This window comes from Nocardioides sp. SR21 (assembly GCF_022761125.1).
Classification (GTDB): Bacteria; Actinomycetota; Actinomycetes; order Propionibacteriales; family Nocardioidaceae; genus Nocardioides.
Window position 1 is genome coordinate 147,044 of the sequence record NZ_JAKWJR010000006.1, and the last position, 21,745, is coordinate 168,788.

General features: G+C 67.6%; 35 protein-coding genes. 2 read left to right on the plus strand and 33 right to left on the minus strand.

Going from position 1 to position 21,745, the window contains the following annotated elements; all coding sequences use genetic code 11:
• Positions 1-40: 40 nt before the first annotated feature.
• The 7 genes from rplQ to infA all read right to left on the minus strand — a co-directional run bounded on the left by rplQ (position 41) and on the right by infA (position 3,984).
• Positions 41-637 (minus strand): 50S ribosomal protein L17, encoded by a 597-nt coding sequence (rplQ, locus tag MJ604_RS12860; RefSeq protein WP_243058863.1) that lies wholly within the window; start codon positions 635-637, stop codon positions 41-43.
• A gap of 167 nt (positions 638-804) precedes the next feature.
• A complete protein-coding gene (locus tag MJ604_RS12865) occupies positions 805-1,821 on the minus strand; it encodes a DNA-directed RNA polymerase subunit alpha (protein ID WP_243058864.1) in 1,017 nt (338 codons plus the stop codon).
• A gap of 111 nt (positions 1,822-1,932) precedes the next feature.
• Positions 1,933-2,541: a 30S ribosomal protein S4 gene (gene rpsD, locus MJ604_RS12870; protein WP_243058865.1), complete on the minus strand. Its 609-nt coding sequence runs from the start codon at positions 2,539-2,541 to the stop codon at positions 1,933-1,935.
• 32 nt (positions 2,542-2,573) lie between these two features.
• A complete protein-coding gene (gene rpsK, locus MJ604_RS12875; protein ID WP_243058866.1) occupies positions 2,574-2,981 on the minus strand; it encodes a 30S ribosomal protein S11 in 408 nt (135 codons plus the stop codon).
• 98 nt (positions 2,982-3,079) lie between these two features.
• Positions 3,080-3,454, minus strand: a complete 375-nt coding sequence (rpsM, locus tag MJ604_RS12880; protein ID WP_243058867.1) for a 30S ribosomal protein S13 — start codon at positions 3,452-3,454, stop codon at positions 3,080-3,082.
• A 164-nt stretch (positions 3,455-3,618) separates the two neighbouring features.
• Positions 3,619-3,732, minus strand: a complete 114-nt coding sequence (gene rpmJ, locus MJ604_RS12885; RefSeq protein WP_004008316.1) for a 50S ribosomal protein L36 — start codon at positions 3,730-3,732, stop codon at positions 3,619-3,621.
• Between the two features lie 30 nt (positions 3,733-3,762).
• A complete protein-coding gene (infA, locus tag MJ604_RS12890) occupies positions 3,763-3,984 on the minus strand; it encodes a translation initiation factor IF-1 (protein ID WP_011757309.1) in 222 nt (73 codons plus the stop codon).
• 264 nt (positions 3,985-4,248) lie between these two features.
• Between infA and MJ604_RS12895 the strand changes: the two genes are divergently transcribed.
• A complete protein-coding gene (locus MJ604_RS12895) occupies positions 4,249-5,295 on the plus strand; it encodes a glycosyltransferase (protein WP_243058868.1) in 1,047 nt (348 codons plus the stop codon).
• A gap of 9 nt (positions 5,296-5,304) precedes the next feature.
• Positions 5,305-6,339 (plus strand): glycosyltransferase family 2 protein, encoded by a 1,035-nt coding sequence (locus MJ604_RS23890; RefSeq protein ID WP_308194135.1) that lies wholly within the window; start codon positions 5,305-5,307, stop codon positions 6,337-6,339.
• Here the strand turns inward: MJ604_RS23890 and MJ604_RS12905 are convergent.
• The 26 genes from MJ604_RS12905 to rpsJ all read right to left on the minus strand — a co-directional run bounded on the left by MJ604_RS12905 (position 6,332) and on the right by rpsJ (position 21,279).
• Entirely contained in the window at positions 6,332-7,366 is a 1,035-nt protein-coding gene (locus MJ604_RS12905) for an LLM class flavin-dependent oxidoreductase (protein WP_243058869.1), read from the minus strand. The two genes, MJ604_RS23890 and MJ604_RS12905, sit on opposite strands and share 8 nt — an antisense overlap.
• A gap of 28 nt (positions 7,367-7,394) precedes the next feature.
• Entirely contained in the window at positions 7,395-8,390 is a 996-nt protein-coding gene (locus tag MJ604_RS12910) for a TerC family protein (RefSeq protein WP_243058870.1), read from the minus strand.
• A 147-nt stretch (positions 8,391-8,537) separates the two neighbouring features.
• Positions 8,538-9,356 carry a type I methionyl aminopeptidase gene (gene map, locus MJ604_RS12915; RefSeq protein ID WP_308194136.1) on the minus strand — a complete coding sequence of 273 codons (819 nt, stop codon included), beginning with the start codon at positions 9,354-9,356 and terminating at the stop codon, positions 8,538-8,540.
• A gap of 113 nt (positions 9,357-9,469) precedes the next feature.
• Positions 9,470-10,045 (minus strand): adenylate kinase, encoded by a 576-nt coding sequence (locus tag MJ604_RS12920; RefSeq protein WP_243058871.1) that lies wholly within the window; start codon positions 10,043-10,045, stop codon positions 9,470-9,472.
• Entirely contained in the window at positions 10,046-11,359 is a 1,314-nt protein-coding gene (gene secY / locus MJ604_RS12925; protein ID WP_243058872.1) for a preprotein translocase subunit SecY, read from the minus strand.
• 165 nt (positions 11,360-11,524) lie between these two features.
• The gene (gene rplO, locus MJ604_RS12930; RefSeq protein WP_243058873.1) at positions 11,525-11,965 is read right to left on the minus strand and encodes a 50S ribosomal protein L15; all 441 of its coding nucleotides are present in this window, start codon (positions 11,963-11,965) and stop codon (positions 11,525-11,527) included.
• Position 11,966: 1 nt separating this feature from the next.
• Positions 11,967-12,149, minus strand: a complete 183-nt coding sequence (rpmD, locus tag MJ604_RS12935; RefSeq protein WP_085873116.1) for a 50S ribosomal protein L30 — start codon at positions 12,147-12,149, stop codon at positions 11,967-11,969.
• Complete coding sequence (gene rpsE / locus MJ604_RS12940; protein WP_243058874.1) at positions 12,149-12,766, minus strand: 30S ribosomal protein S5; 618 nt, start codon at positions 12,764-12,766, stop codon at positions 12,149-12,151. Before rpsE ends, rpmD begins: the two co-directional genes overlap by 1 nt.
• A gap of 34 nt (positions 12,767-12,800) precedes the next feature.
• On the minus strand, positions 12,801-13,184 hold the full coding sequence (gene rplR, locus MJ604_RS12945) for a 50S ribosomal protein L18 (protein WP_243058875.1): 384 nt from the start codon (positions 13,182-13,184) through the stop codon (positions 12,801-12,803).
• A 2-nt stretch (positions 13,185-13,186) separates the two neighbouring features.
• A complete protein-coding gene (gene rplF / locus MJ604_RS12950; RefSeq protein WP_243058876.1) occupies positions 13,187-13,726 on the minus strand; it encodes a 50S ribosomal protein L6 in 540 nt (179 codons plus the stop codon).
• A gap of 28 nt (positions 13,727-13,754) precedes the next feature.
• Positions 13,755-14,162, minus strand: a complete 408-nt coding sequence (rpsH, locus tag MJ604_RS12955; protein ID WP_243058877.1) for a 30S ribosomal protein S8 — start codon at positions 14,160-14,162, stop codon at positions 13,755-13,757.
• Positions 14,163-14,310: 148 nt separating this feature from the next.
• Positions 14,311-14,496 carry a type Z 30S ribosomal protein S14 gene (locus MJ604_RS12960; RefSeq protein WP_011757321.1) on the minus strand — a complete coding sequence of 62 codons (186 nt, stop codon included), beginning with the start codon at positions 14,494-14,496 and terminating at the stop codon, positions 14,311-14,313.
• A 1-nt stretch (position 14,497) separates the two neighbouring features.
• Positions 14,498-15,070, minus strand: a complete 573-nt coding sequence (gene rplE, locus MJ604_RS12965) for a 50S ribosomal protein L5 (RefSeq protein ID WP_243058878.1) — start codon at positions 15,068-15,070, stop codon at positions 14,498-14,500.
• Positions 15,070-15,432, minus strand: a complete 363-nt coding sequence (gene rplX, locus MJ604_RS12970) for a 50S ribosomal protein L24 (protein ID WP_243058879.1) — start codon at positions 15,430-15,432, stop codon at positions 15,070-15,072. The genes rplE and rplX overlap by 1 nt, the downstream gene beginning before the upstream one ends.
• Positions 15,433-15,434: 2 nt before the next feature.
• Entirely contained in the window at positions 15,435-15,803 is a 369-nt protein-coding gene (rplN, locus tag MJ604_RS12975) for a 50S ribosomal protein L14 (protein ID WP_017932847.1), read from the minus strand.
• 67 nt (positions 15,804-15,870) lie between these two features.
• Positions 15,871-16,140, minus strand: coding sequence for a 30S ribosomal protein S17 (gene rpsQ, locus MJ604_RS12980; protein ID WP_243058880.1), 270 nt, complete (start codon positions 16,138-16,140; stop codon positions 15,871-15,873).
• Positions 16,137-16,379: a 50S ribosomal protein L29 gene (gene rpmC / locus MJ604_RS12985; RefSeq protein WP_243058881.1), complete on the minus strand. Its 243-nt coding sequence runs from the start codon at positions 16,377-16,379 to the stop codon at positions 16,137-16,139. The genes rpsQ and rpmC overlap by 4 nt, the downstream gene beginning before the upstream one ends.
• On the minus strand, positions 16,379-16,798 hold the full coding sequence (rplP, locus tag MJ604_RS12990; protein ID WP_243058882.1) for a 50S ribosomal protein L16: 420 nt from the start codon (positions 16,796-16,798) through the stop codon (positions 16,379-16,381). Before rplP ends, rpmC begins: the two co-directional genes overlap by 1 nt.
• 3 nt (positions 16,799-16,801) lie before the next feature.
• Positions 16,802-17,641 (minus strand): 30S ribosomal protein S3, encoded by an 840-nt coding sequence (rpsC, locus tag MJ604_RS12995; RefSeq protein ID WP_243058883.1) that lies wholly within the window; start codon positions 17,639-17,641, stop codon positions 16,802-16,804.
• Positions 17,641-18,066: a 50S ribosomal protein L22 gene (rplV, locus tag MJ604_RS13000; protein ID WP_243058884.1), complete on the minus strand. Its 426-nt coding sequence runs from the start codon at positions 18,064-18,066 to the stop codon at positions 17,641-17,643. The genes rpsC and rplV overlap by 1 nt, the downstream gene beginning before the upstream one ends.
• Positions 18,063-18,344: a 30S ribosomal protein S19 gene (gene rpsS, locus MJ604_RS13005; protein ID WP_243058885.1), complete on the minus strand. Its 282-nt coding sequence runs from the start codon at positions 18,342-18,344 to the stop codon at positions 18,063-18,065. Before rpsS ends, rplV begins: the two co-directional genes overlap by 4 nt.
• A 5-nt stretch (positions 18,345-18,349) precedes the next feature.
• Positions 18,350-19,186: a 50S ribosomal protein L2 gene (gene rplB / locus MJ604_RS13010; protein ID WP_243058886.1), complete on the minus strand. Its 837-nt coding sequence runs from the start codon at positions 19,184-19,186 to the stop codon at positions 18,350-18,352.
• A gap of 29 nt (positions 19,187-19,215) precedes the next feature.
• Positions 19,216-19,521, minus strand: coding sequence for a 50S ribosomal protein L23 (rplW, locus tag MJ604_RS13015; protein ID WP_243058887.1), 306 nt, complete (start codon positions 19,519-19,521; stop codon positions 19,216-19,218).
• On the minus strand, positions 19,518-20,300 hold the full coding sequence (rplD, locus tag MJ604_RS13020; protein WP_243058888.1) for a 50S ribosomal protein L4: 783 nt from the start codon (positions 20,298-20,300) through the stop codon (positions 19,518-19,520). Before rplD ends, rplW begins: the two co-directional genes overlap by 4 nt.
• 2 nt (positions 20,301-20,302) lie before the next feature.
• Complete coding sequence (gene rplC / locus MJ604_RS13025; RefSeq protein WP_243058889.1) at positions 20,303-20,959, minus strand: 50S ribosomal protein L3; 657 nt, start codon at positions 20,957-20,959, stop codon at positions 20,303-20,305.
• Between the two features lie 11 nt (positions 20,960-20,970).
• A complete protein-coding gene (gene rpsJ / locus MJ604_RS13030; RefSeq protein ID WP_008360994.1) occupies positions 20,971-21,279 on the minus strand; it encodes a 30S ribosomal protein S10 in 309 nt (102 codons plus the stop codon).
• Positions 21,280-21,745 lie beyond the last annotated feature (466 nt).

Genomic DNA, 21,745 nt, shown 5'->3' on the forward strand with positions numbered 1-21,745 from the left:
TCGCTCCGGCGGGTCGGTGACATGGAACAGGGGCCTGAGATCAGGCCTTGTCCTCGCCCTCGGTGGACTCCTCGGCGGGAGCCTCCTCGGCCTCGGCCACGACGCTCTCCTCGGTCGACGCCTCGTCGGTCAGCGCGGTGGGCGCCTCCTCGACGGCGGTCTCCTCGGCAGCGGTCTCCTCGGCGACGTCCTCGACGAGGGCGTCCTCGGCGACGACCGGCTCGGGCGCGGCAGCGGCCGGAGCGGCCTTCTTCTTGGTGCTCGCCGGCTTCGGCTTGTAGGCCTCGGTCACCAGCTCGATCACGGCCATCGGCGCGTTGTCGCCCTTGCGGGGACCGATCTTGGTGATCCGGGTGTAGCCACCCGGACGCTCCGCGAACGTCGGCGCGATGTCGGTGAAGAGGGTGTGGACGACCGACTTGTCACGGATGGTCTTGAGGACCTCGCGACGGTTGTGCAGGTCGCCCTTCTTCGCCTTGGTGATCAGCTTCTCCGCGTGCGGGCGCAGGGCACGCGCGCGGGACTCCGTCGTGGTGATCCGGCCGTGCTCGAAGAGCTGGGTGGCCAGGTTCGCCAGGATCAGGCGCTGGTGGGACGGGCTACCGCCGAGGCGGGGACCCTTGGTGGGCTTGGGCATTGCTTCTCTCGATTCTCCCGAGCCGTACTAGGTACTCGGGTAGATGTTTCTCTTATCGATCTCTGAGCGTGGAGATGGTGCGTGCATCGCAAGGCGGAGGAGGGAAGGCGGCCCGGGTGTGGCCGTCGACCGACGACAACGCCGCGAGGTGCGTGCCAGCTCTGCGCTCAGTACTGCTCGTCCTCGACGAAGGCGTCGTCGTCGTCATCGCCGTACGCCGCGAGAGCGGCGTGCGGGTCGAAGCCGGGCGCGCTGTCCTTGAGGGACAGACCCATCTCGACCAGCTTGGCCTTGACCTCGTCGATCGACTTCGCACCGAAGTTGCGGATGTCGAGCAGGTCCTGCTCCGAGCGGCTGATGAGCTCACCCACGGTGTGGATGCCCTCGCGCTTGAGGCAGTTGTACGAGCGGACGGTCAGCTGCAGGTCCTCGACCGGGAGGGCGAGGTCGGCAGCCAGCTGCTCGTCGACGGGCGACGGGCCGATGTCGATGCCCTCGGCCTCGACGTTGAGCTCGCGCGCCAGGCCGAACAGCTCGACCAGGGTCTTGCCGGCCGAGGCGATCGCGTCGCGGGGACGGATCGACGGCTTGGTCTCGACGTCGATGACGAGCTTGTCGAAGTCGGTGCGCTGCTCGACACGGGTGGCCTCGACCTTGTAGGTCACCTTGAGGACCGGGCTGTAGATCGAGTCGACCGGCATCCGGCCGATCTCGTTGTCCGCGCCCTTGTTCTGGACAGCCGACACGTAGCCGCGGCCACGCTCGACGACCAGCTCCATCTCCAGCGTGCCCTTGTCGGACAGCGTGGCGATCTTGAGGTCAGGGTTGTGGACCTCGACGCCGGCCGGCGGAGCGATGTCCGCGGCGGTGACGTCACCGGCACCCGACTTGCGCAGGTACATGGTGACCGGCTCGTCGTGCTCCGAGGAGACGACGAGACCCTTGAGGTTGAGGATGATCTCGGTGACATCCTCCTTCACGCCCTCGATGGTCGAGAACTCGTGAAGGACGCTGTCGATCCGGATGCTCGTGACCGAGGCACCGGGGATCGAGCTCAGCAGGGTGCGGCGCAGCGAGTTGCCGAGCGTGTAGCCGAAGCCAGGCTCGAGGGGCTCGATGACGAACCGCGAGCGGAACTCGTCGACGGACTCTTCCGACAGGGTGGGGCGCTGTGCGATGAGCACTTGTTCTTTCCTTTCCGGGTCCGACCGCTATTTGAAGGGCCCGAATGTGCTGAGTGACGGAAGGATGGTCGGCGCCCCGGCTGCCTTGCGGTGACCGGGACGCCGTCCGACTTACTTCTTCGAGTAGTACTCGACGATGAGCTGCTCCTGGACGGGCAGGTCGATCTGCGCCCGAACCGGAAGCTGGTGCACCAGGATGCGCATCCGCGACGGGATCGCCTCGAGCCACGCCGGGACGACGCGCTCGCCGTGGGTCTCGCGAGCCACGATGAACGGGGTCATCTCGAGCGACTTCTCGCGCACGTCGATCACGTCGTGGGCCGAGACCTGGTACGACGGGATGTCGACCTTGTGGCCGTTCACCTTGAAGTGACCGTGCACGACGAGCTGACGCGCGTGGCGACGAGTCCGGGCGAAGCCGGCGCGGTACACCACGTTGTCGAGACGGCACTCGAGGAGCTGCAGCAGGTTGTCACCGGTCTTGCCGGTACGACGCGAGGCCTCGACGTAGTAGTTGTGGAACTGGCGCTCCAGGATGCCGTAGGTGAAGCGAGCCTTCTGCTTCTCCTGCAGCTGCGAGCGGTACTCGCTCTCCTTGATGCGGGCGCGGCCGTGCTGGCCGGGAGGGTACGGGCGACGCTCGTAAGCCTGGTCGCCGCCGACGAGGTCGACGCCGAGACGGCGCGACTTCTTGGTCATGGGGCCGGTGTAACGGGCCATCTTCTACAAGTCTCCTGTTCTCGGTCGCGCGATCAGACGCGGCGACGCTTGGGCGGGCGGCAGCCGTTGTGCGGCGTGGGCGTGACGTCCTGGATGGTGCCGACCTCGAGGCCGATGGCACCCAGGGAGCGGATCGCGGTCTCGCGGCCCGAACCCGGGCCCTTCACGAAGACGTCGATCTTCTTCATGCCATGCTCCATCGCCCGGCGACCGGCGGCCTCAGCAGCCATCTGCGCGGCGAACGGGGTGGACTTGCGCGAGCCCTTGAAGCCGACGGTGCCGGCAGAGGCCCACGAGATCACCGCACCGGTCGGGTCGGTGATCGTGACGATCGTGTTGTTGAACGTGCTCTTGATGTGAGCTTCGCCGATGGCGACGTTCTTCTTCTCCTTGCGGCGCACCTTCTTGGCGCCGGCCGCGGTGCGGCTCTTGGGAGGCATGCAGTTATCTCCTGAAGTAGCTGGTCTGGTGGTGGATCAGACGGCGTTCGGTGGTCGAGCAGCAGTTCGCGAGGTACGAGCGAACGGCGTCTCGAGACCTACTTGGCCTTCTTCTTGCCGGCAACCGTGCGCTTCGGGCCCTTGCGGGTACGAGCGTTGGTCTTGGTGCGCTGACCGCGGACCGGGAGGCCCTGGCGGTGGCGGCGACCCTGGTAGCTGCCGATCTCGATCTTGCGGCGGATGTCGGCCTGGACCTCACGACGGAGGTCACCCTCGATCTTGAAGTTGGCTTCGATCTCATCGCGGAGCTTGACCAGCTCTTCGTCACCCAGCTGGTGGACGCGCAGGTCCGGGTTGACCCCGGTGGCGGCCAGGAGCTGCTGGGCGCGAGTACGGCCGATGCCGTAGATGTAGGTGAGTGCGATCTCGATGCGCTTGTCGCGCGGGAGGTCAACACCAACGAGGCGTGCCATGTGGCTTGTCCTTCTGGTAGTTCGCAGCGGTTTCGGTCGTGTCGCGCCCTGTCCTCGTGTGTCCAGGCCCCAGCCATCTGCTCCGGGGGTGATTCGCCGCGTCGTACGACGTGGCTAAGCGATCACGTTGTTGTGTGTTCAGTTGTGGTGCTCTACGAGGGTGATTAACCCTGGCGCTGCTTGTGGCGCGGGTTCTCGCAGATGACCATGACGCGGCCGTGGCGACGGATCACCTTGCACTTGTCACAGATCGGCTTGACGCTCGGGTTGACCTTCACGGTGGGAGGTCCTTTCCTATCGGCTGACGGTTACTTGTACCGGTAGACGATCCGACCTCGTGTGAGGTCGTACGGCGAGAGTTCCACCACCACGCGGTCCTCGGGGAGGATCCGGATGTAGTGCTGGCGCATCTTGCCGCTGATGTGGGCGAGAACCTTGTGCCCGTTGCTCAGCTCGACGCGGAACATGGCATTCGGCAGGGCCTCCACGACGGTGCCCTCGATCTCGATCACGCCTTCTTTCTTCGGCATGTCCTCCACAATCTGTCGGTTGGTTGTCTACCGTGTGGCCCGGGAACCTCGGTCTCAGGTGAGACCGTGGACCTCGTGCAGCCGCCCTGTGGACCTCTTCCCGGGCGCACGACCGAGGCGCTGGTTCCAGCGATTCGGGCGTTCATCCGGGCAGCCGCGAGGCACCACGAAGCAGACCCACGTTGGGCCGACACGCCAGTCTAGCCTCAGCGGCGCTCGAAACCACAATCCGACGGTCTCCGACCGCGCGGCTAGCCTGACCCCGTGAGCGAGACCTACCGCGTGTCCCTGGCGATGATCGTGCGGGACGAGGCCCGCTGCATCACCCGCTGCCTCGAGAGCGTGCGGGACGTCGTGGACGAGATGGTGGTGGTCGACACCGGGTCGACCGACTCCACGGTACAGCTGGCCACCCGGGCGGGCGCCATCGTGCACCACTTCACCTGGGTCGACGACTTCGCCGCCGCCCGCAACGCCTCGCTCGACCACTGCAGCGGCGACTGGGTCCTGGTGCTCGACGCCGACGACTGGCTGGAGTCGGGCGCCGAGGTCCTGGGCTCGCTGCGCTCCACCCCGCCCACGTTCGCCGGCATCGTCGAGATCGCCGGTCGCACCCGCGGCGACGTCGTGAGCACCAGCCCGTCGATCCGGGTGTTCCCGGCGGGCACGCGGTACGCCGGCCGCATCCACGAGCAGCCCCAGGTCGAGGTGGGTGAGCGGCCGCTCGCGGTGCGCATCGCCACCGACGGCTACCAGGAAGAGCAGCTCGAGAAGAAGGTCGGCCGCAACCAGCGGCTGCTCGAGATGTCGCTCGCCGAGGAGCCGGAGAACGCCTACCTCTGGTACCAGCTCGCCCGCGAGCACGCGCACGCCGGCGCCCACGCCGCTGCGTGCCTCGGGTTCGAGCAGGCCAACCGGCTCGACGGCCCGACCCGGCCGGACTCACCGCCGTGGCGTCACGGGCTCGTCGTGCAGTACGTCGCCAGCCTGCTGATCGCCGGTCGCACGCAGGACGCGGTCGACCTGGCGGCCGACGAGCTGGAGCACTGGGAGCACTCCCCCGACTTCCTCTACGTCCTCGGCCACGCCCTGAACCAGCACGCCCTCGCGCATCCCGAGGTCGCCGACCAGGTCCTTCCGATGGCCGAGGAGGCCTGGCGGGGCTGCCTCGCCCTGGGCGACGCCAAGCTGGTCGGCTCCATCGAGGGGCACGGCAGCCACCTCGCCGCGCGCGAGCTGGTCGGCCTCTACGAGCGGCAGGGCCGGATGCAAGATGCCGCGCGCGTCCGTCCCCTCGCCGATCGTCAGTAGGATCCGCGCGTGGCGACGTACCGGATCTCCCTGGCGATGATCGCCCGCGACGAGGCGCGCTGCATCGTGCGCGCGCTGGAGAGCGTCCGTGACGTCGTCGACGAGATGGTGGTCGTCGACACGGGCTCGACCGACGACACGGTCGCGCTCGCGGAGGCCGCCGGTGCGACGGTCCACCACGTCGCCTGGGTGGACGACTTCGCGCAGGCGAAGAACGCCGCGCTCGACCACTGCTCGGGCGACTGGGTCCTGGTGCTCGACGCCGACGAGTGGCTGGTCTCCGGAGCGGAGGCGGTCGCCGCCCTGCGCTCGACCGAGCCGGGCTTCACCGGCCTGGTCGAGATCGCCAGCCCGACCAGCGACGGCAACGTGACGATGATCCGGCAGGCCCGCGTGCTGCCCGGCGCCGCGCGCTACACCGGCCGGATCCACGAGCAGCCGGAGATCATCGGGGCGGAGCGGCAGCTCGACGTGCGCCTGGAGCACGACGGGTACCTCGCCGAGCAGCTCGCGAGCAAGGAGGGCCGCAACCGCCGGCTGCTCGAGCTGGCCCTGGCGGAGGACCCGGACAACCCGTTCCTGTGGTTCCAGCTCGCCCGCGCCCACGACGTGGCGCGCAGCCCCGAGGCCGCGTGCCTGGGCTTCGAGCAGGCCTACCGGCTGAGCGGCCCGAGCGGCCCCGACTCCCCGCCGTGGCGGCATCCGTTCGTGGTGCGCTACCTCGCCTGCCTGGTGATGACCGGTCGCACCCAGGACGCCATCGACTTCGCCGTACCGGAGCTGGAGTACTGGCACGGGTCCGCCGACTTCCAGTTCATGCTCGGCCACGCGCTGCTGCAGCACGCGATCGCGAACCCCGAGCTGCAGCCCGAGGTCGTCCCCCTGGCCGAGCAGGCGTGGCAGACCTGCCTGAGCCTCGGCGACTCCGACCTGCCCGGCGCGGTCGTCGGCCACGGCAGCTTCCTGGCCGCCCGGGCTCTCGTCGACCTCTACGAGTCGATCGGGCGCGAGGCCGACGCCGAGCGGCTCCGGCGCCTCAGCTAGCCAGCAGCCGCAGCGTCTCCTCGCGCGCGGGCGAGCGGCCCGGCTCGGTTCCGGTGTAGGCACCCGCGACCGGGTGCACCATCACCTCGTCGACGCCGTACGACGCCGCGAGGTCCGCGATCCGGCTCCTGGCCTGCTCGGGCGAACCGATCACCCAGCGCTGCGCCATCGCCTCGACCAGCTCGAGGTGCGCGGGCGGCAGCTCGACCTTCTCGGCCTCCTCGACCAGTCGCTGCGGGCGCAGCTCCTGGCCGGTGCGCAGCGCCAGCATCGCGTGCAGCTGGGGCAGCGCCAGCCGGGTCGCCTCCTCCTCGCTCTCGGCGACCACGGCGTTCACCGTGAGGAACGTCTGCGGCTCGGCGAGCTCGGGCGAGGGCCGGAACGTCGAGCGGTAGAGCTCGAGCGCCTCGGCCGTGCCGGACCCGGAGAAGTGGTGGGCGAAGACGTAGGGCATGCCCTTCTCCGCCGCCAGCCTGGCCGAGTAGTCCGACGAGCCCAGCAGCCAGATCGTCGGCACGCTGCGCGCCCCGGGCGTCGCCTTCAGCGGGTACGTCCGGCCCTGGATGTTGAGTCCGACGCCGTCGGGCTCCATCATCGCGAGCACGTTGTCGACGTACTCAGGGAAGCGCGTCACCGCCTCGTCGCTGACTCCCCCGGCGCCGTGCCGCAGGGCGTACGACGTCACCGGGTCGCTGCCGGGCGCGCGCCCGATGCCGAGGTCTATCCGGCCCGGGAACGCCGCCTCGAGCAGCGCGAACTGCTCCGCGACGACGAGCGGCGCGTGGTTCGGCAGCATCACGCCGCCGGAACCCACGCGAATCCGCCCGGTCGCCCCGGCGACCAGCCCGATCAGCACCGGCGGGTTGGTGGCAGCGACCGCCGGCATGTTGTGGTGCTCGGCGAGCCAGTAGCGCCGGTAGCCGAGGCTGTCGGCCACCTTGGCCAGGGACAGGGTCGAGGCGAGCGCGTCGCCGGTCACCTGGTCGCTGCGGACGGGGACGAGGTCGAGTACGGAGAGCTGAGGCATCGTCGGGAGAACGACGCGCCCGGGGCGGCTATTCCGCCCCGGCCGCCTCCTTGGCCCGGTCCCGGCTGTCCTTCACCAGGCTGGCGACCGCGGTGACGACCAGCGTCGTGATGATCACCGCGAGGCTGAGCAGCGACGAGATGTCGGGGACGTGCACCGGGTGGCCGTCGTTGATGAAGGGCAGCTCGTTCTCGTGCAGCGCGTGGAGGACGAGCTTCACGCCGATGAACGCGAGGATGAACGCGAGCCCGAGCGAGAGGTAGACGAGCCGCTCCAGCAGGCCGCCGAGCAGGAAGTAGAGCTGGCGCAGGCCCATCAGCGCGAACACGTTCGCGGTGAAGACGAGGTACGGCTCCTGGGTGATGCCGAAGATCGCCGGGATCGAGTCGAGGGCGAACAGCAGGTCGGTCGTGCCCAGCGCGATGATCACGATCAGCATCGGCGAGACGACGCGGGCGCCGTTCTGGTGGTACCAGAGCTTGAGGCCGTGGTACTCGTCGCCGACGTTGAGGTGCGACTGGGCGAACTTCACGATCCGGTTCTCTTCCGGATGTTCGTCCTCGTGGCTGCGATAGCTCTTCACGAGCGTGACCGCTGTGTAGACGAGGAACGCACCGAAGGCGTAGAAGACCCAGCTGAAGTTCTCGATGAGCTGGTAGCCCAGCGCGATGAAGATGCCGCGGAAGATCAGCGCCAGGATGATGCCCACCATGAGGGCTTCCTGCTGGTACTCCCGCGGGACCCGGAGCGCCGCCATCAAGATGATGAAGACGAACAGGTTGTCGATGGAGAGTGAGTACTCCGTCAACCAGCCGGCGAAGAACTCGATGCCGTAGTCGTGCCCGTGGAACACCCAGACCCAGATGCCGAAGGCCACCGCAGCGCTGATGTAGACGCTGAGCGCGACCGCGCACTCCTTGAAGGACGGTTCGTGCGGGTCACGCGCGATGACGATGACGTCGAACGCCAGCACTGCGACGGTGATCGCAATGGTGATGCCCCACTCGAGACTGGTTACTTCCACGGACTGCTCCTGGGTTAGGGGGACACAAAGTCGTCAGAAGTCTCTTCCATCGTCGTACGACGACCCGCGGACCCGGAGCATGCTCGTGTTGACGAGACCGCGGCGAAGGAATACTCCCCCCTGCTGGTCTTATCCAAGCACATCGGGCTAGCGGCCACCGAACGGGACGCCGAGCTCGGTGAGCACGGCCTCCCCACCGTCGAGGGCGGTCAGCACCCATGTACCCGTTGGGGTGAGGGTGAAGGTGTGCTCGAAGTGAGCGCCCCAGCTGCCGTCCTCGGAGACGACCGTCCAGTCGTCCTCCAGCACGTCGGTGCGCTTGCTGCCGAGCGTGAGCATCGGCTCGACCGCCAGCGCGATGCCCTCGACGAGCTTGGGGCCCTTGCCGGGGCGGCCGTAGTTCGGCACGTTCGGAGCCATGTGCATCTCCGAGCCGATGCCGTGCCCGGTGTAGTCCTCGAGGATGCCGTAGGAGCCCTGGTCGCGGACGTAGCGCTCCACGGCGTGCGAGATGTCCGTGACCCGGCCACCGCGGCGGGCAGCGGCGATCCCGCGCCACATCGCCTGCTCGGTGACGCGCATCAGCTCGGTCACCTCCGGGGGTACGGCGCCGACCGCGACCGTGATCGCCGCGTCGCCGTGCCAGCCGCCGACGATGGCGCCGCAGTCGATGGAGATCACGTCCCCCTCGGCGAGCGTCCGGCCGCCGGGGATCCCGTGGACCACCTCGTCGTTCACCGACGCGCAGATCGAGCCCGGGAAGCCGTGGTAGCCCTTGAACGACGGCGTCGCTCCGGAACCGCGGATGCTGTCCTCCGCGATCGCGTCCAGCTCCCCCGTGCTGATGCCGGCCCGGACGTGGCCGCGCAGCAGCTCCAGGGTGGAGCCGACCACGAGCCCGGCCTTGCGCATCAGGTCGATCTGTTCGGGCGTCTTGATCTCGACGCCGCGGTCGAGGAGGCCCACTAGCGGTCCTGGGCCGTCAGGACGTGCGGTGCCAAGGCGGAGGAGCGAAGGCGACCTTCAATGCGCAGCGGTCGTCGTGCGACGACAACGCCGGCAGCGTGCGTCATGGCGGTTCAGGACTCCGGGATGATGTCGAGCGCCTCGAAGATGCGCTGGGTGACCTCGGCGACCTCGCCCATGCCGTCGACCTCGATGACGAGGTCGCGATCCTTGTAGACGGCGATCAGCGGCTGGGTCTGCTCGAGGTAGACCTCCTGGCGCCGGCGGATGACGTCCTCGGTGTCGTCGGCGCGACCCTCGACCTGGGCGCGCTGCAGCAGCCGGCCCACGATCTCGTCCTGGTCGACCGTCAGCACCATCACGGCGTCGAGACGGTGCCCGGTGAACCGGATCATCCCGTCCAGCTCCTCGACCTGGGCGAGGGTGCGCGGGTAGCCGTCGAGGAGGAAGCCGTTCTCGGCGTCCGGCTCGTCGATCCGGTTGCGGACCATCAGGTTGGTGACCTCGTCGGGGACGTAGTCACCCGCGTCCATGTAGCGCTTCGCCTCGAGCCCGAGCTCGGTCCCCTGCGAGACGTTGGCGCGGAAGATGTCCCCGGTCGAGATGGCCGGGATCTTGAAGTGCTCGGCGATGAACTTCGCCTGAGTGCCCTTGCCCGCCCCCGGCGGGCCCATGATGATCAGACGCATTTAGCGGAGGAATCCTTCGTAGTTGCGCTGCTGGAGCTGGCTCTCGATCTGCTTGACCGTGTCGAGAGCGACGCCGACCATGATCAGGATGCTGGTGCCGCCGAACGGGAAGTTCTGGTCGGCCCCGATCATCGCGAACGCGATCAGCGGGATCAGCGCGATGATGCCGAGGTACAGCGAGCCGGGCAGCGTGATGCGGGAGAGGACGTAGGACAGGTAGTCCTGAGTCGGCTTGCCCGCCCGGATCCCGGGGATGAAGCCGCCGTACTTCTTCATGTTGTCCGCCACCTCTTCAGGGTTGAAGGTGATGGACACGTAGAAGTAGGTGAAGAAGATGATGAGCACGAAGAAGATGCCCATGTAGACCGGGCTGCCGGTCTGCACGAGGTAGTCGCTCACGAAGTTGGCCCACCACGAGTCGGCTTCGGGGTTGAACGACGCGAGCATCGCCGGCAGGTACATCAGCGACGAGGCGAAGATGACCGGGATGATGCCGGCCTGGTTCACCTTGAGCGGGATGTAGGTCGAGCTGCCGCCGAACATCTTGCGGCCGACCATCCGGCGGGCGTACTGGACCGGGATCCGGCGCTGAGCCTGCTCGACGAAGATGACCGCGGTGACGATCACGAGGCCGATCAGCAGGACGATGCCGAAGACCCACCAGCCGCTGGTCTTCTGCACGGCCCACAGCGAGGCCGGGAAGGTCGCCACGACCTGGGTGAAGATGAGGATCGACATGCCGTTGCCGATGCCGCGCTCGGTGATCAGCTCGCCCAGCCACATGATCACGGCGGTACCAGCGGTCATCGTGATGACCATGACGAGGAACGTCGCGGTGCCGTCGTTGTGCAGCAGCGGGTAGATGTCCGGGTCACAGCCCTGGAGCAGCTGGCCCGAGCGCGCCAGCGCCACGATGCCGGTCGCCTGCAGGACCGCGAGGCCGAGCGTCAGGTAGCGGGTGTACTGGGTGATCTTGGTCTGGCCGGACTGCCCTTCCTTCTTCAGCGCCTCGAGCCGCGGGATCACCACGACGAGCAGCTGGAGGATGATGCTCGCGGTGATGTACGGCATGATGCCGAGCGCGAACACCGTGAGCTGGAGCAGTGCTCCGCCGGAGAACAGGTTGACCAAGCTGTAGAGCTCGGCGTTGGACCCCTCGTTGGCGATGTCGATGCACGACTGCACGTTGGCGACGTTGACGCCAGGGGTCGGGACCTGGGACCCGAACCTGAAGATCGCGATGATCATCAGGACGAACAGCAACTTACGTCGCAGGTCCGGGGTCCGGAAAGCGTTCGCGAACGCGCTCAGCACGAGATCCTCTTTCTCCAAGCGTGAAGCGGCCCCTGCGACTCACTCGCAAGGACCCGGGGAAGCCTAACAGGCAGGCTGCAAGCCCCAGAATGCGCATCGGGCGCGGACGGTCCTGCCTGTGACAGGACCGCCGCGCCCGGAGCGCTGAAGCGGGTCACCCGTGGCTCACACCAGGGTGGTGGTGCCGCCGGCGGCCTCGATCTTCTCCTTGGCGGAGGCCGAGAACGCGTTGGCGGAGACCTGGACCTTCACCGAGATGTCGCCCTGGCCGAGCACCTTGACCGGGTGACCGTCGCGGACGGCACCCTTGGCCACGAGAGCGTCGACGTCGATCGCGCCACCCTCGGGGAACAGGTCGCTGATGCGGTCGAGGTTGACGACCTGGAACTCCACCTTGAACGGGTTCTTGAAGCCCTTGAGCTTCGGAAGCCGCATGTGGATCGGCATCTGGCCACCCTCGAAGGCGGACGGAACCTGGTACCGGGCCTTGGTGCCCTTGGTACCGCGGCCGGCCGTCTTACCCTTCGAGCCCTCACCGCGACCCACGCGGGTCTTCGCGGTCTTGGCGCCGGGGGCAGGCCGCAGGTGATGCAGCTTGACCGTCATGTCACTCCACCTCCTCGACCGTCACGAGGTGACGGACGGTGTTGACCATGCCACGGATCTCCGGGCGGTCCTCCTTGACGACGACATCGCCGATGCGCTTGAGACCGAGCGTGCGCAGGGTCTCGCGCTGGTTGGCCTTGATGCCGACGGTGCCCTTCTTCTGCTGAACCTTGAGCTGAGCCATCAGGAGGACACCTCCGCCGACACGCCAGCCGGAACCTCGACCCGAGCCTTGAGCAGGGCCGCCGGGGCGACCTGCTCGACCGGCAGGCCACGACGCGCGGCAACAGCCTCGGGCTGCTCCAGCATCTTCAGGGCCTCGACGGTGGCGTGGACGATGTTGATCTGGTTCGACGACCCGAGCGACTTGCTCAGGATGTCGTGGATACCGGCACACTCGAGCACCGCACGCACCGGGCCACCGGCGATCACACCGGTACCGGGAGCGGCCGGGCGCAGCATGACCACGCCGGCGGCCTTCTCGCCCTGGACCGGGTGCGGGATCGTGCCCTGGATGCGGGGGACGCGGAAGAAGTTCTTCTTCGCCTCCTCGACACCCTTGGCGATCGCTGCCGGGACTTCCTTGGCCTTGCCGTAACCGACGCCAACGAGACCCTCACCGTCGCCGACGACCACGAGGGCGGTGAAGCTGAAGCGACGACCACCCTTCACGACCTTGGCGACACGGTTGATCGCAACGACGCGCTCGATGTAGGCGGTCTTGTCAGCACCCTGGCCGCGACGGTCGTCGCGTCCACCACGGCGCTCGCCACCACGCTGTCCGCGCTGGGCTCCGCTCATGAGACTTCCTCTTCTCTCTTACTTGTCTTTGCGATCAGAAGGTCAGGCCACCGGCGCGAGCGCCGTCGGCCAGGGCCGCGATGCGACCGTGGTACTTGTTGCCGGCGCGGTCGAAGACGACCCCGTCGACACCAGCGGACTTGGCGCGCTCGGCGACGAGCTCGCCGACCTTCTTGGCCTTGGCGGTCTTGTCACCGTCGAAGCCGCGCAGGTCTGCCTCCATGGTGGACGCGGACGCGAGCGTCTTGCCCACCAGGTCGTCGACGACCTGCACAGTGATGTGCTTGGACGAACGGGTGACGACCAGGCGCGGGCGCTCGGCGGTGCCGTTCAGCTTCTTGCGGCCGCGCACCTGACGGCGCAGGCGGGACTTGACCCGCTTGGCGGTGTGCTTGTTGTTGGAAAGCGAGATCGCCATCGTTACTTACCGGCCTTTCCGACCTTGCGGCGGATGTGCTCGCCGGCGTAGCGGACGCCCTTGCCCTTGTACGGCTCGGGCTTGCGCAGCTTGCGGATGTTGGCCGCAACCTCGCCGACCAGCTGCTTGTCGATGCCCTGGACGCCGAGCTTGGTCGGGCCCTCCACCGCGAAGGTGATGCCGTCAGGGGCGTTGAACGTGATCGGGTGCGAGTAGCCGAGCTGGAACTCCAGCTGGGTCGGCCCCTTCGACAGGACGCGGTAACCGACGCCCACGATCTCGAGCTTCTTCTCGTAGCCCTCGGTGACACCGACGACCATGTTGTTGACCAGCGTGCGGGTCAGGCCGTGGAGGGCCTTGCTCTGACGCTCGTCGTCGGGGCGCTTGACGTCGAGGACGCCGTCACCCTTCTCAACCGTGATCGGCGCGGCGACGGTGTGCGACAGCGTGCCCTTCGGGCCCTTGACGGTCACGTGCGCGCCGTCGATCGCGACGTCGACACCGGACGGGACCGCAACGGGGAGCTTGCCAATACGCGACATGCTTGTGTTCTCCTTCTCGGTCTCGTCGTTACCAGACGTAGGCGAGGACTTCCCCACCCACGCCCTTCTGGTTCGCCTGGCGGTCGGTCAGCAGGCCCTGGCTCGTCGAGATGATCGCGACGCCCAGGCCGCCGAGCACCTTCGGGAGACCCGTGTGCTTGGCGTAGACCCGGAGACCGGGCTTGCTGATGCGACGGACACCCGCGATCGAACGCTCGCGGTTGCGGCCGTACTTCAGCGTGATGGTCAGCGTCTTGCCGACCTCGCCCTCGGAGGGGTCCTTCACGTCGAACGACGTGATGTAGCCCTCCTGCTTGAGGATCTCGGCAACGCCCTGCTTGAGCTTGCTGTACGGCATGGAAACCGCGTCGTGGTACGCCTGGTTGGCGTTGCGCAGACGAGTGAGCATGTCTGCGATCGGGTCAGTCATCGTCATGGCCGAATTGGCCCTTTCTCGGTGTGGTTTCGATCCGCTTCCGCAGAACGACCTTCAGCGTTTGGTGTTGTGGTTTTCCCGCCGTAACCACCGACGGGGGTGTGGGGGCGAAGCCCCCACAGGGTCACGGGGCGCAGCCCCGAAATCCTTACCAGGAGGACTTGGTGACGCCGGGCAGCTCGCCGCGGTGCGCCATCTCCCGCAGGCAGATGCGGCACAGGCCGAACTTGCGGTAGACGGCCTTCGGCCGGCCGCAGCGCTGGCAGCGGGTGTAGCCGCGGACAGCGAACTTCGGCTTGCGAGCGGCCTTGACCTTGAGCGCGGTCTTCGCCATGTCAGTTCTCCTTGAACGGGAAGCCGAGCTGCTTCAGCAGCGCGCGACCCTGCTCGTCGTTGGTGGCGGTCGTGACGATCGTGATGTCCATACCGCGCGAGCGGTCGATCCGGTCCTGGTCGATCTCGTGGAACATGACCTGCTCGGTGAGACCGAAGGTGTAGTTGCCGCGGCCGTCGAACTGGTTCGGGTTCAGGCCCCGGAAGTCGCGGATACGCGGCAGCGCGAGCGACAGCAGGCGGTCCAGGAACTCCCACATCCGGTCGCCGCGCAGCGTGGTGTGCGCACCGATCGGCATGCCCTCACGCAGCTTGAACTGCGCGATGGACTTGCGAGCCTTGGTCACGAGCGGCTTCTGGCCGGTGATCGCGGTGAGGTCCTTGACCGCACCCTCGATCAGCTTCGAGTCGCGAGCGGCCTCGCCGACACCCATGTTGACCACGATCTTGGTCAGGCCGGGCACCTGCATGACGTTCGCGATGTCGAACTCGGACCGCAGCGCCGGGAGGATCTCCTCGCGGTAGCGGGTCTTGAGACGCGGGGTAACCGCGGCAGACGCAGTCGTCTCGGTCATCAGATTTCCTTACCGGTCTTGCGGGAGACGCGCACGGAGCGCTCCGCCTTGTAGGTCGAGCCGTCGGGGCGACGCTTGGTGACCTCGTCGCGGCGGAAGCCGACCCGGGTCACGCCGTCGCCCTCGACGAGCATGACGTTCGAGACGTGGATCGGCGCCTCGGCGGTGATGATGCCGCCGGTGGTGCCGGCGCGACCGCCCTGGTTGACGACCTTGGTGTGCCGCTTGATGCGGTTCACGCCCTCGACGATCACGCGGTTCTCCTCACGGAGGACCTGGATGACCTTGCCTTCGGCGCCCTTGTCCTTGCCAGCGATCACCTTGACGGTGTCGCCCTTCTTGATGTTCACGCTCTTGGCCATGTTCAGAGCACCTCCGGTGCGAGCGAGATGATCTTCATGAACTTCTTCTCGCGCAGCTCGCGGCCGACGGGACCGAAGATGCGGGTGCCTCGCGGCTCCCCGTCGTTCTTCAGAATGACGGCGGCGTTCTCGTCGAAGCGGATGTACGAACCGTCCGGCCGACGGCGCTCCTTGACGGTGCGCACGATGACGGCCTTGACGACGTCACCCTTCTTCACGTTGCCACCGGGGATCGCGTCCTTCACGGTGGCGACGATGACGTCGCCGATGCCGGCGTAGCGGCGACCCGAGCCACCGAGAACACGGATGCAGAGGATCTCCTTCGCACCGGTGTTGTCGGCGACCTTGAGTCGCGACTCCTGCTGAATCATTTCTTCTCCTGGTTGTCGTGCCGGTTCTCAGTGCCTCAGGGGCAGTGAGCCTGGCCGAACGGGTGGATTACTTGGCCTTCTCGAGGACCTGGACGACGCGCCAGCGCTTGGTGGCCGACAGCGGGCGGGTCTCCATGATCAGGACCCGGTCGCCGATGCCGCACTCGTTCTGCTCGTCGTGCGCCTTGAGCTTGCTCGTGCGGCGCATGACCTTGCCGTAGAGCGCGTGCTTGACGCGGTCCTCGACGGTCACGACGACGGTCTTGTCCATCTTGTCGGAGACGACCAGGCCCTCACGGGTCTTGCGGGCGTTCCGCTCTGCGGTCTGCTCGCTCATGCGTCACCATCCTCGTTGCTGTTCTGACCCGGGGCGGTCCGGATGCCGAGCTCGCGCTCACGCACCACGGTGTAGATCCGGGCGATGTCCTTCTTGACCGTGCGGAGCCGGCCGTGGCTCTCCAGCTGGCCGGTGGCCGCCTGGAAGCGGAGGTTGAAGAGCTCCTCCTTGGCCTCACGCAGCTTGGCCTCGAGGTCGACGGCGTTCAGCTCGTCGAGCTCGTGAGCAGTGGTAGCCATCAGAATTCACCTGCTTCGCGGGAGATGAACCGGCACTTCATCGGGAGCTTGTGCATCGCACGGCGCATGGCCTCGCGGGCAACGTCCTCGTCCACACCGGAGAGTTCGAACATGACACGGCCCGGCTTGACGTTGGCGATCCACCACTCCGGCGAACCCTTACCGGAACCCATGCGGGTCTCGGCAGGCTTCTTGGTCAGCGGGCGGTCCGGGTAGATGTTGATCCAGACCTTGCCGCCACGCTTGATGTGACGGGTCATGGCGATACGGGCCGACTCGATCTGTCGGTTGGTCACGTAGTGACCCTCGATCGCCTGGATGCCGAAGTCACCGAAGGCGAGGCGGGTGCCACCCTTGGCCGCACCGGTCCGCTTGGGGTGGTGCTGCTTGCGGTGCTTGACACGACGGGGCATCAGCATGGCTCAGGCCTCCTTCGGGGTCTCAGCTGCGGGCGCCTCGGCCGGAGCCTCGGCGGCGGGAGCGGCGTCGCCGCGGTCCGAGCGGGTCGGACGGTCGCTGCGCGAGCCACGGCTCGGGCGGTCGGCGCCACGGGCGCCACCACGGGCACCGTCACGCGCACCGCCACGACCGGGAACACCGGCGCGGGCAGCGGCCTGGGCCTGACGCTCGGCACGGGTGCCGGCGACCTCGCCCTTGTAGATCCAGACCTTCACGCCGATGCGGCCGAAGGTCGTGCGGGCCTCGTAGAAGCCGTAGTCGATGTCGGCACGCAGCGTGTGCAGCGGGACGCGACCCTCGCGGTAGAACTCGGTGCGCGACATCTCGGCGCCGTTGAGGCGGCCGGAGCACTGGATCCGGATGCCCTTGGCACCGGAACGCATCGAGGTCTGCATCGCCTTGCGCATCGCGCGACGGAACTGCACGCGGCCCGACAGCTGCTCGGCCACACCCTGGGCGACCAGCTGCGCGTCGATCTCGGGGTTCTTGACCTCGAGGATGTTCAGCTGGACCTGCTTGCCCGTGAGCTTCTCGAGCTCACCGCGGATGCGGTCGGCCTCGGCGCCGCGGCGACCGATGACGATGCCCGGGCGGGCCGTGTGGATGTCCACGCGGACCCGGTCACGGGTGCGCTCGATCTCGACCTTGGAGATGCCGGCCCGCTCCATGCCCTTGGAGAGCAGCTTGCGGATGGCGACGTCCTCGCCGACGTACGACTTGTAGAGCTTGTCGGCGTACCAACGGCTCTTGTGGTCGGTCGAGATGCCCAGGCGGAAGCCGTTCGGGTTGATCTTCTGACCCATTACTTCTTGCCACCCTTCTTGGCGCCAGCAACGTCGGCCGGCTGCACGACCAGCGTGATGTGGCTCGTGCGCTTGTTGATCCGCGTCGCGCGACCCTGCGCGCGGGGACGCCAGCGCTTCATGGTCGGACCCTCGTCCACCTGCGCGTTGGAGACGACCAGGTCGCTGCGGTCGAGGCCCTCAGTGGTCTCGGCGTTGGCGATGGCGCTCTCCAGCACCTTGTAGACGGTCTCCGAGGCGGCCTGCGGCGCGAACTGCAGCAGCGACAGGGCCTCGTCGACGGGGAGACCACGGACCATGTCGACGACACGGCGGGCCTTCATCGGGGTGATGCGCTGGTAGCGGGCACTCGCGAAGGCGCCCGGCTGGCCGCCCAGGAGCGACTCGCGACGCGCGCTGGTGCGCATGCGCTCAGTGGTGCTCATCGACGACGTCCCTTCCGGTCTTCCTTGACGTGTCCGCGGTAGGTGCGGGTCGGGGCGAACTCCCCGAGCTTGTGACCCACCATCGCGTCGGTCACGAACACGGGAACGTGCTTGCGACCGTCGTGCACGGCGATCGTGTGCCCGATCATGTCCGGCACGATCATCGAGCGGCGCGACCAGGTCTTGATGACGTTGTGGCTGCCCTTCTCGTTCTCCGCGTCCACCTTCTTCTGCAGGTGGCCGTCGACGAAGGGGCCCTTCTTCAGGCTGCGAGGCATCTCAGTTACTTCCTACCCTTGCCGGTCTTGCGACGGCGGATGATCTGGGAGTCAGAGGCCTTGCGCTTGCGCGTGCGGCCCTCGGGCTTGCCCCACGGGGAGACCGGGTGGCGACCACCGGAGGTCTTGCCCTCGCCACCACCGTGCGGGTGGTCGACCGGGTTCATGACGACACCACGGACGGTCGGGCGCTTGCCCTTCCAGCGCATACGGCCGGCCTTGCCCCAGTTGATGTTCGATTGCTCGGCGTTGCCGACCTCGCCGATGGTGGCGCGGCAGCGCACGTCGACGTACCGCATCTCGCCCGAGGGCAGACGCAGCGTGGCGCGCGAACCCTCACGGGCGATCAGCTGGGCGCTGTTGCCGGCCGAGCGGGCCATCTTGGCGCCGCCACCGGGACGAAGCTCCACGCAGTGGATGGTCGTACCGACGGGGATGTTGCGCAGCGGCAGGTTGTTGCCGGGCTTGATGTCGGCGTTCGGGCCGGACTCCACGCGGGTGCCCTGCGACAGGTCCTTCGGCGCGATGATGTAGCGCTTCTCGCCGTCGGCGTAGTGCAGGAGCGCGATGCGCGCGGTGCGGTTCGGGTCGTACTCGATGTGAGCGACCTTGGCCGGCACGCCGTCCTTGTCGTAGCGACGGAAGTCGATGATGCGGTAGGCCCGCTTGTGACCGCCACCCTGGTGCCGGGTGGTGATCCGGCCCTGGTTGTTGCGGCCGCCCTTCTTGGGCAGCGGACGCGTCAGCGACTTCTCCGGAGTGGTCCGGGTGATCTCGACGAAGTCGGCGACCGACGAGCCGCGACGGCCCGGGGTAGTCGGCTTGTACTTACGGATAGCCATGTCTCAGTCCTCGTTATCCAGCTGCCCGGTCAGGAGACCGGACCTCCGAAGATGTCGATGCGGTGGCCCTCGGCGAGGCTGACGATCGCGCGCTTGGTGTCCTTGCGCTTGCCGAGACCGTTGCGGGTCCGGCGCGTCTTGCCCTGGCGGTTGATCGTGTTGACCGACGTCACCTTGACGTTGAACACCTTCTCGACCGCGATCTTGATCTCGGTCTTGTTCGCGTCCGGGTGCACCAGGAAGGTGTACTTGTTCGCGTCGAGGAGGCTGTAGCTCTTCTCGGACACGACCGGCGCGAGCAGGATGTCGCGGTGGTCCTTGTGCAGGGTGCTCACTTGGCAGCCTCCTCGGTCTTCGCAGTGCCGTTCACGAAGGCGTCGTAGGCGCCCTGCGTGAAGACCACGTCGTCAGACGCCAGCACGTCGTAGGTGTTGAGCTGGTCGACAGCCACGATGTGCACCTGCGGCGCGTTGCGCAGCGAGAGCCAGGTGACGGAGTCGGTCCGCTCGAGCACGACGAGGAAGCGGTTCCGCTCGGCCAGCGTCGACAGCGCCGCGAGAGCGGAGCGAGTCGACGGCTTGTCGGCGGAGATCAGCGCGTCCACGACGTGGATCCGGTCGTTGCGCGCCCGGTCCGAGAGGGCACCGCGGAGAGCGGCGGCCTTCATCTTCTTGGGGGTGCGCTGGTCGTAGCTGCGCGGCTGCGGGCCGTGGACGGTGCCACCGCCGGCGAACTGCGGCGCGCGGGTCGAGCCCTGGCGGGCGCGGCCGGTGCCCTTCTGCTTGTAGGGCTTGCGGCCACCACCGCGGACCTCGCCGCGGGTCTTGGTGGCGTGCGTGCCCTGGCGAGCAGCGGCCTGCTGCGCGACGACGACCTGGTGGATGAGCGGGATGTTGAGCTCCACGTCGAAGATCTCGGCGGGGAAGTCGACCTTGGCGGCCTTCGGAGCAGCCGTCTTCGCGGCGGTCTTCTTGGCAGCGGTCTTCTTCGCAGCGGGCTTCTCAGCAGCCGGCGTCTCCGCCGTCTTCTTCGCAGCCGTCTTCTTCGCCGCGGTCTTCTTGGCGGGCTTCTCGGCCGCCGTCTCCTCGGGAGTGGTCTTCTCGTTGTCAGCCATGATCAGACCTCCGTCTTCTTGGCGGCCGAGCGGAGGACCACGAGACCACCCTTGGGGCCGGGAACGGCACCCTTGAGGAGGATCAGGCCCTTCTCGACGTCGACGGCGTGCACGGTGACGTTCTGGGTGGTGACGGTGTCAGTACCCATCCGGCCGGCCATGCGGACGCCCTTGAACACGCGGCCGGGGGTGGCGCAGGCGCCGATCGAGCCCGGCTTGCGGTGGTTGCGGTGCGCACCGTGCGACGCGGAGACACCCGCGAAGCCGTGGCGCTTCATCACACCGGCGAAACCCTTGCCCTTGCTGGTGCCGGTCACGTCGATGTCGTCGCCAGCGGCGAACGTGTCGACGGGCAGCTCCTGGCCCACGGTGTAGTCGGCGGCGGTGGCCGTGCGGATCTCGACCACGTGGCGGCGCGGCGTGGTGCCCGCCTTGCCGAAGTGGCCGGCCTGCGGCTTGTTCACCTTGCGGCCGTCGATCTCACCGAAGCCGACCTGGATGGCGTTGTAGCCATCGGTCGCGGGAGTGCGGACCTGGGTCACCACGTTGGTGCTGGCCGCGATCACGGTCACGGGGACGATCTTGTTGTTCTCGTCCCAGAGCTGGGTCATGCCGAGCTTGGTGCCCAGCAGGCCCTTCACATTGCGTTCGAAAGTCATGTCAGGCGACCTCAGAGCTTGATCTCGATGTCGACGCCGGCAGGCAGGTCGAGGCGCATCAGCGAGTCGACGGTCTTCGGCGTGGGGTCGATGATGTCGATGAGGCGCTTGTGCGTGCGCATCTCGAAGTGCTCGCGGGAGTCCTTGTACTTGTGCGGCGAGCGAATGACGCAGTAGACGTTCTTCTCGGTCGGCAGCGGCACCGGGCCGGCGACCTTGGCACCCGTGCGGGTGACCGTGTCCACGATCTTGCGCGCCGAGGTGTCGATCACCTCGTGGTCATAGGCCTTGAGCCTGATGCGGATCTTCTGTCCCGCCATAGGTAGCTCGTCCTTCTCCATCAGTACCGCGTGCTTGTCCCGGGACGTCCTCCGAATTGAGTCGGTCCCACCCCGTGCTTCCCATCTGACCCCGGCTCCGACCCCCGCGGTCGGGCGTGTCGCGCATGTTTCACGCAACACGAGACCGGGATCTCGCTGGTGTTGGATGGCGCCCGACGGTTCGTCGAGCAGATCGGGTCTCCAGGTTCGGTGCGGCACATGCCGACTGCTGACCTGTCAGGAGACGCGATTCAGAAGTCAAGATGTGTGGCGCACCCCGGCAACCCAGCCGAAGCAACCGGACTATCTTGGCAGACATCGCGCCCCACACCAAATTCAGCGCCCGGGGTGATCCGAGCTTGCTCGGAGCACCCCGATCCAGGCGCGAGGTCGAGGGCGTCGACGGGGACATGCGCTCCAGCGCGTGGGCCCGTGACGTGTCCCGAAACCGGCCTGCTCGAGCAGT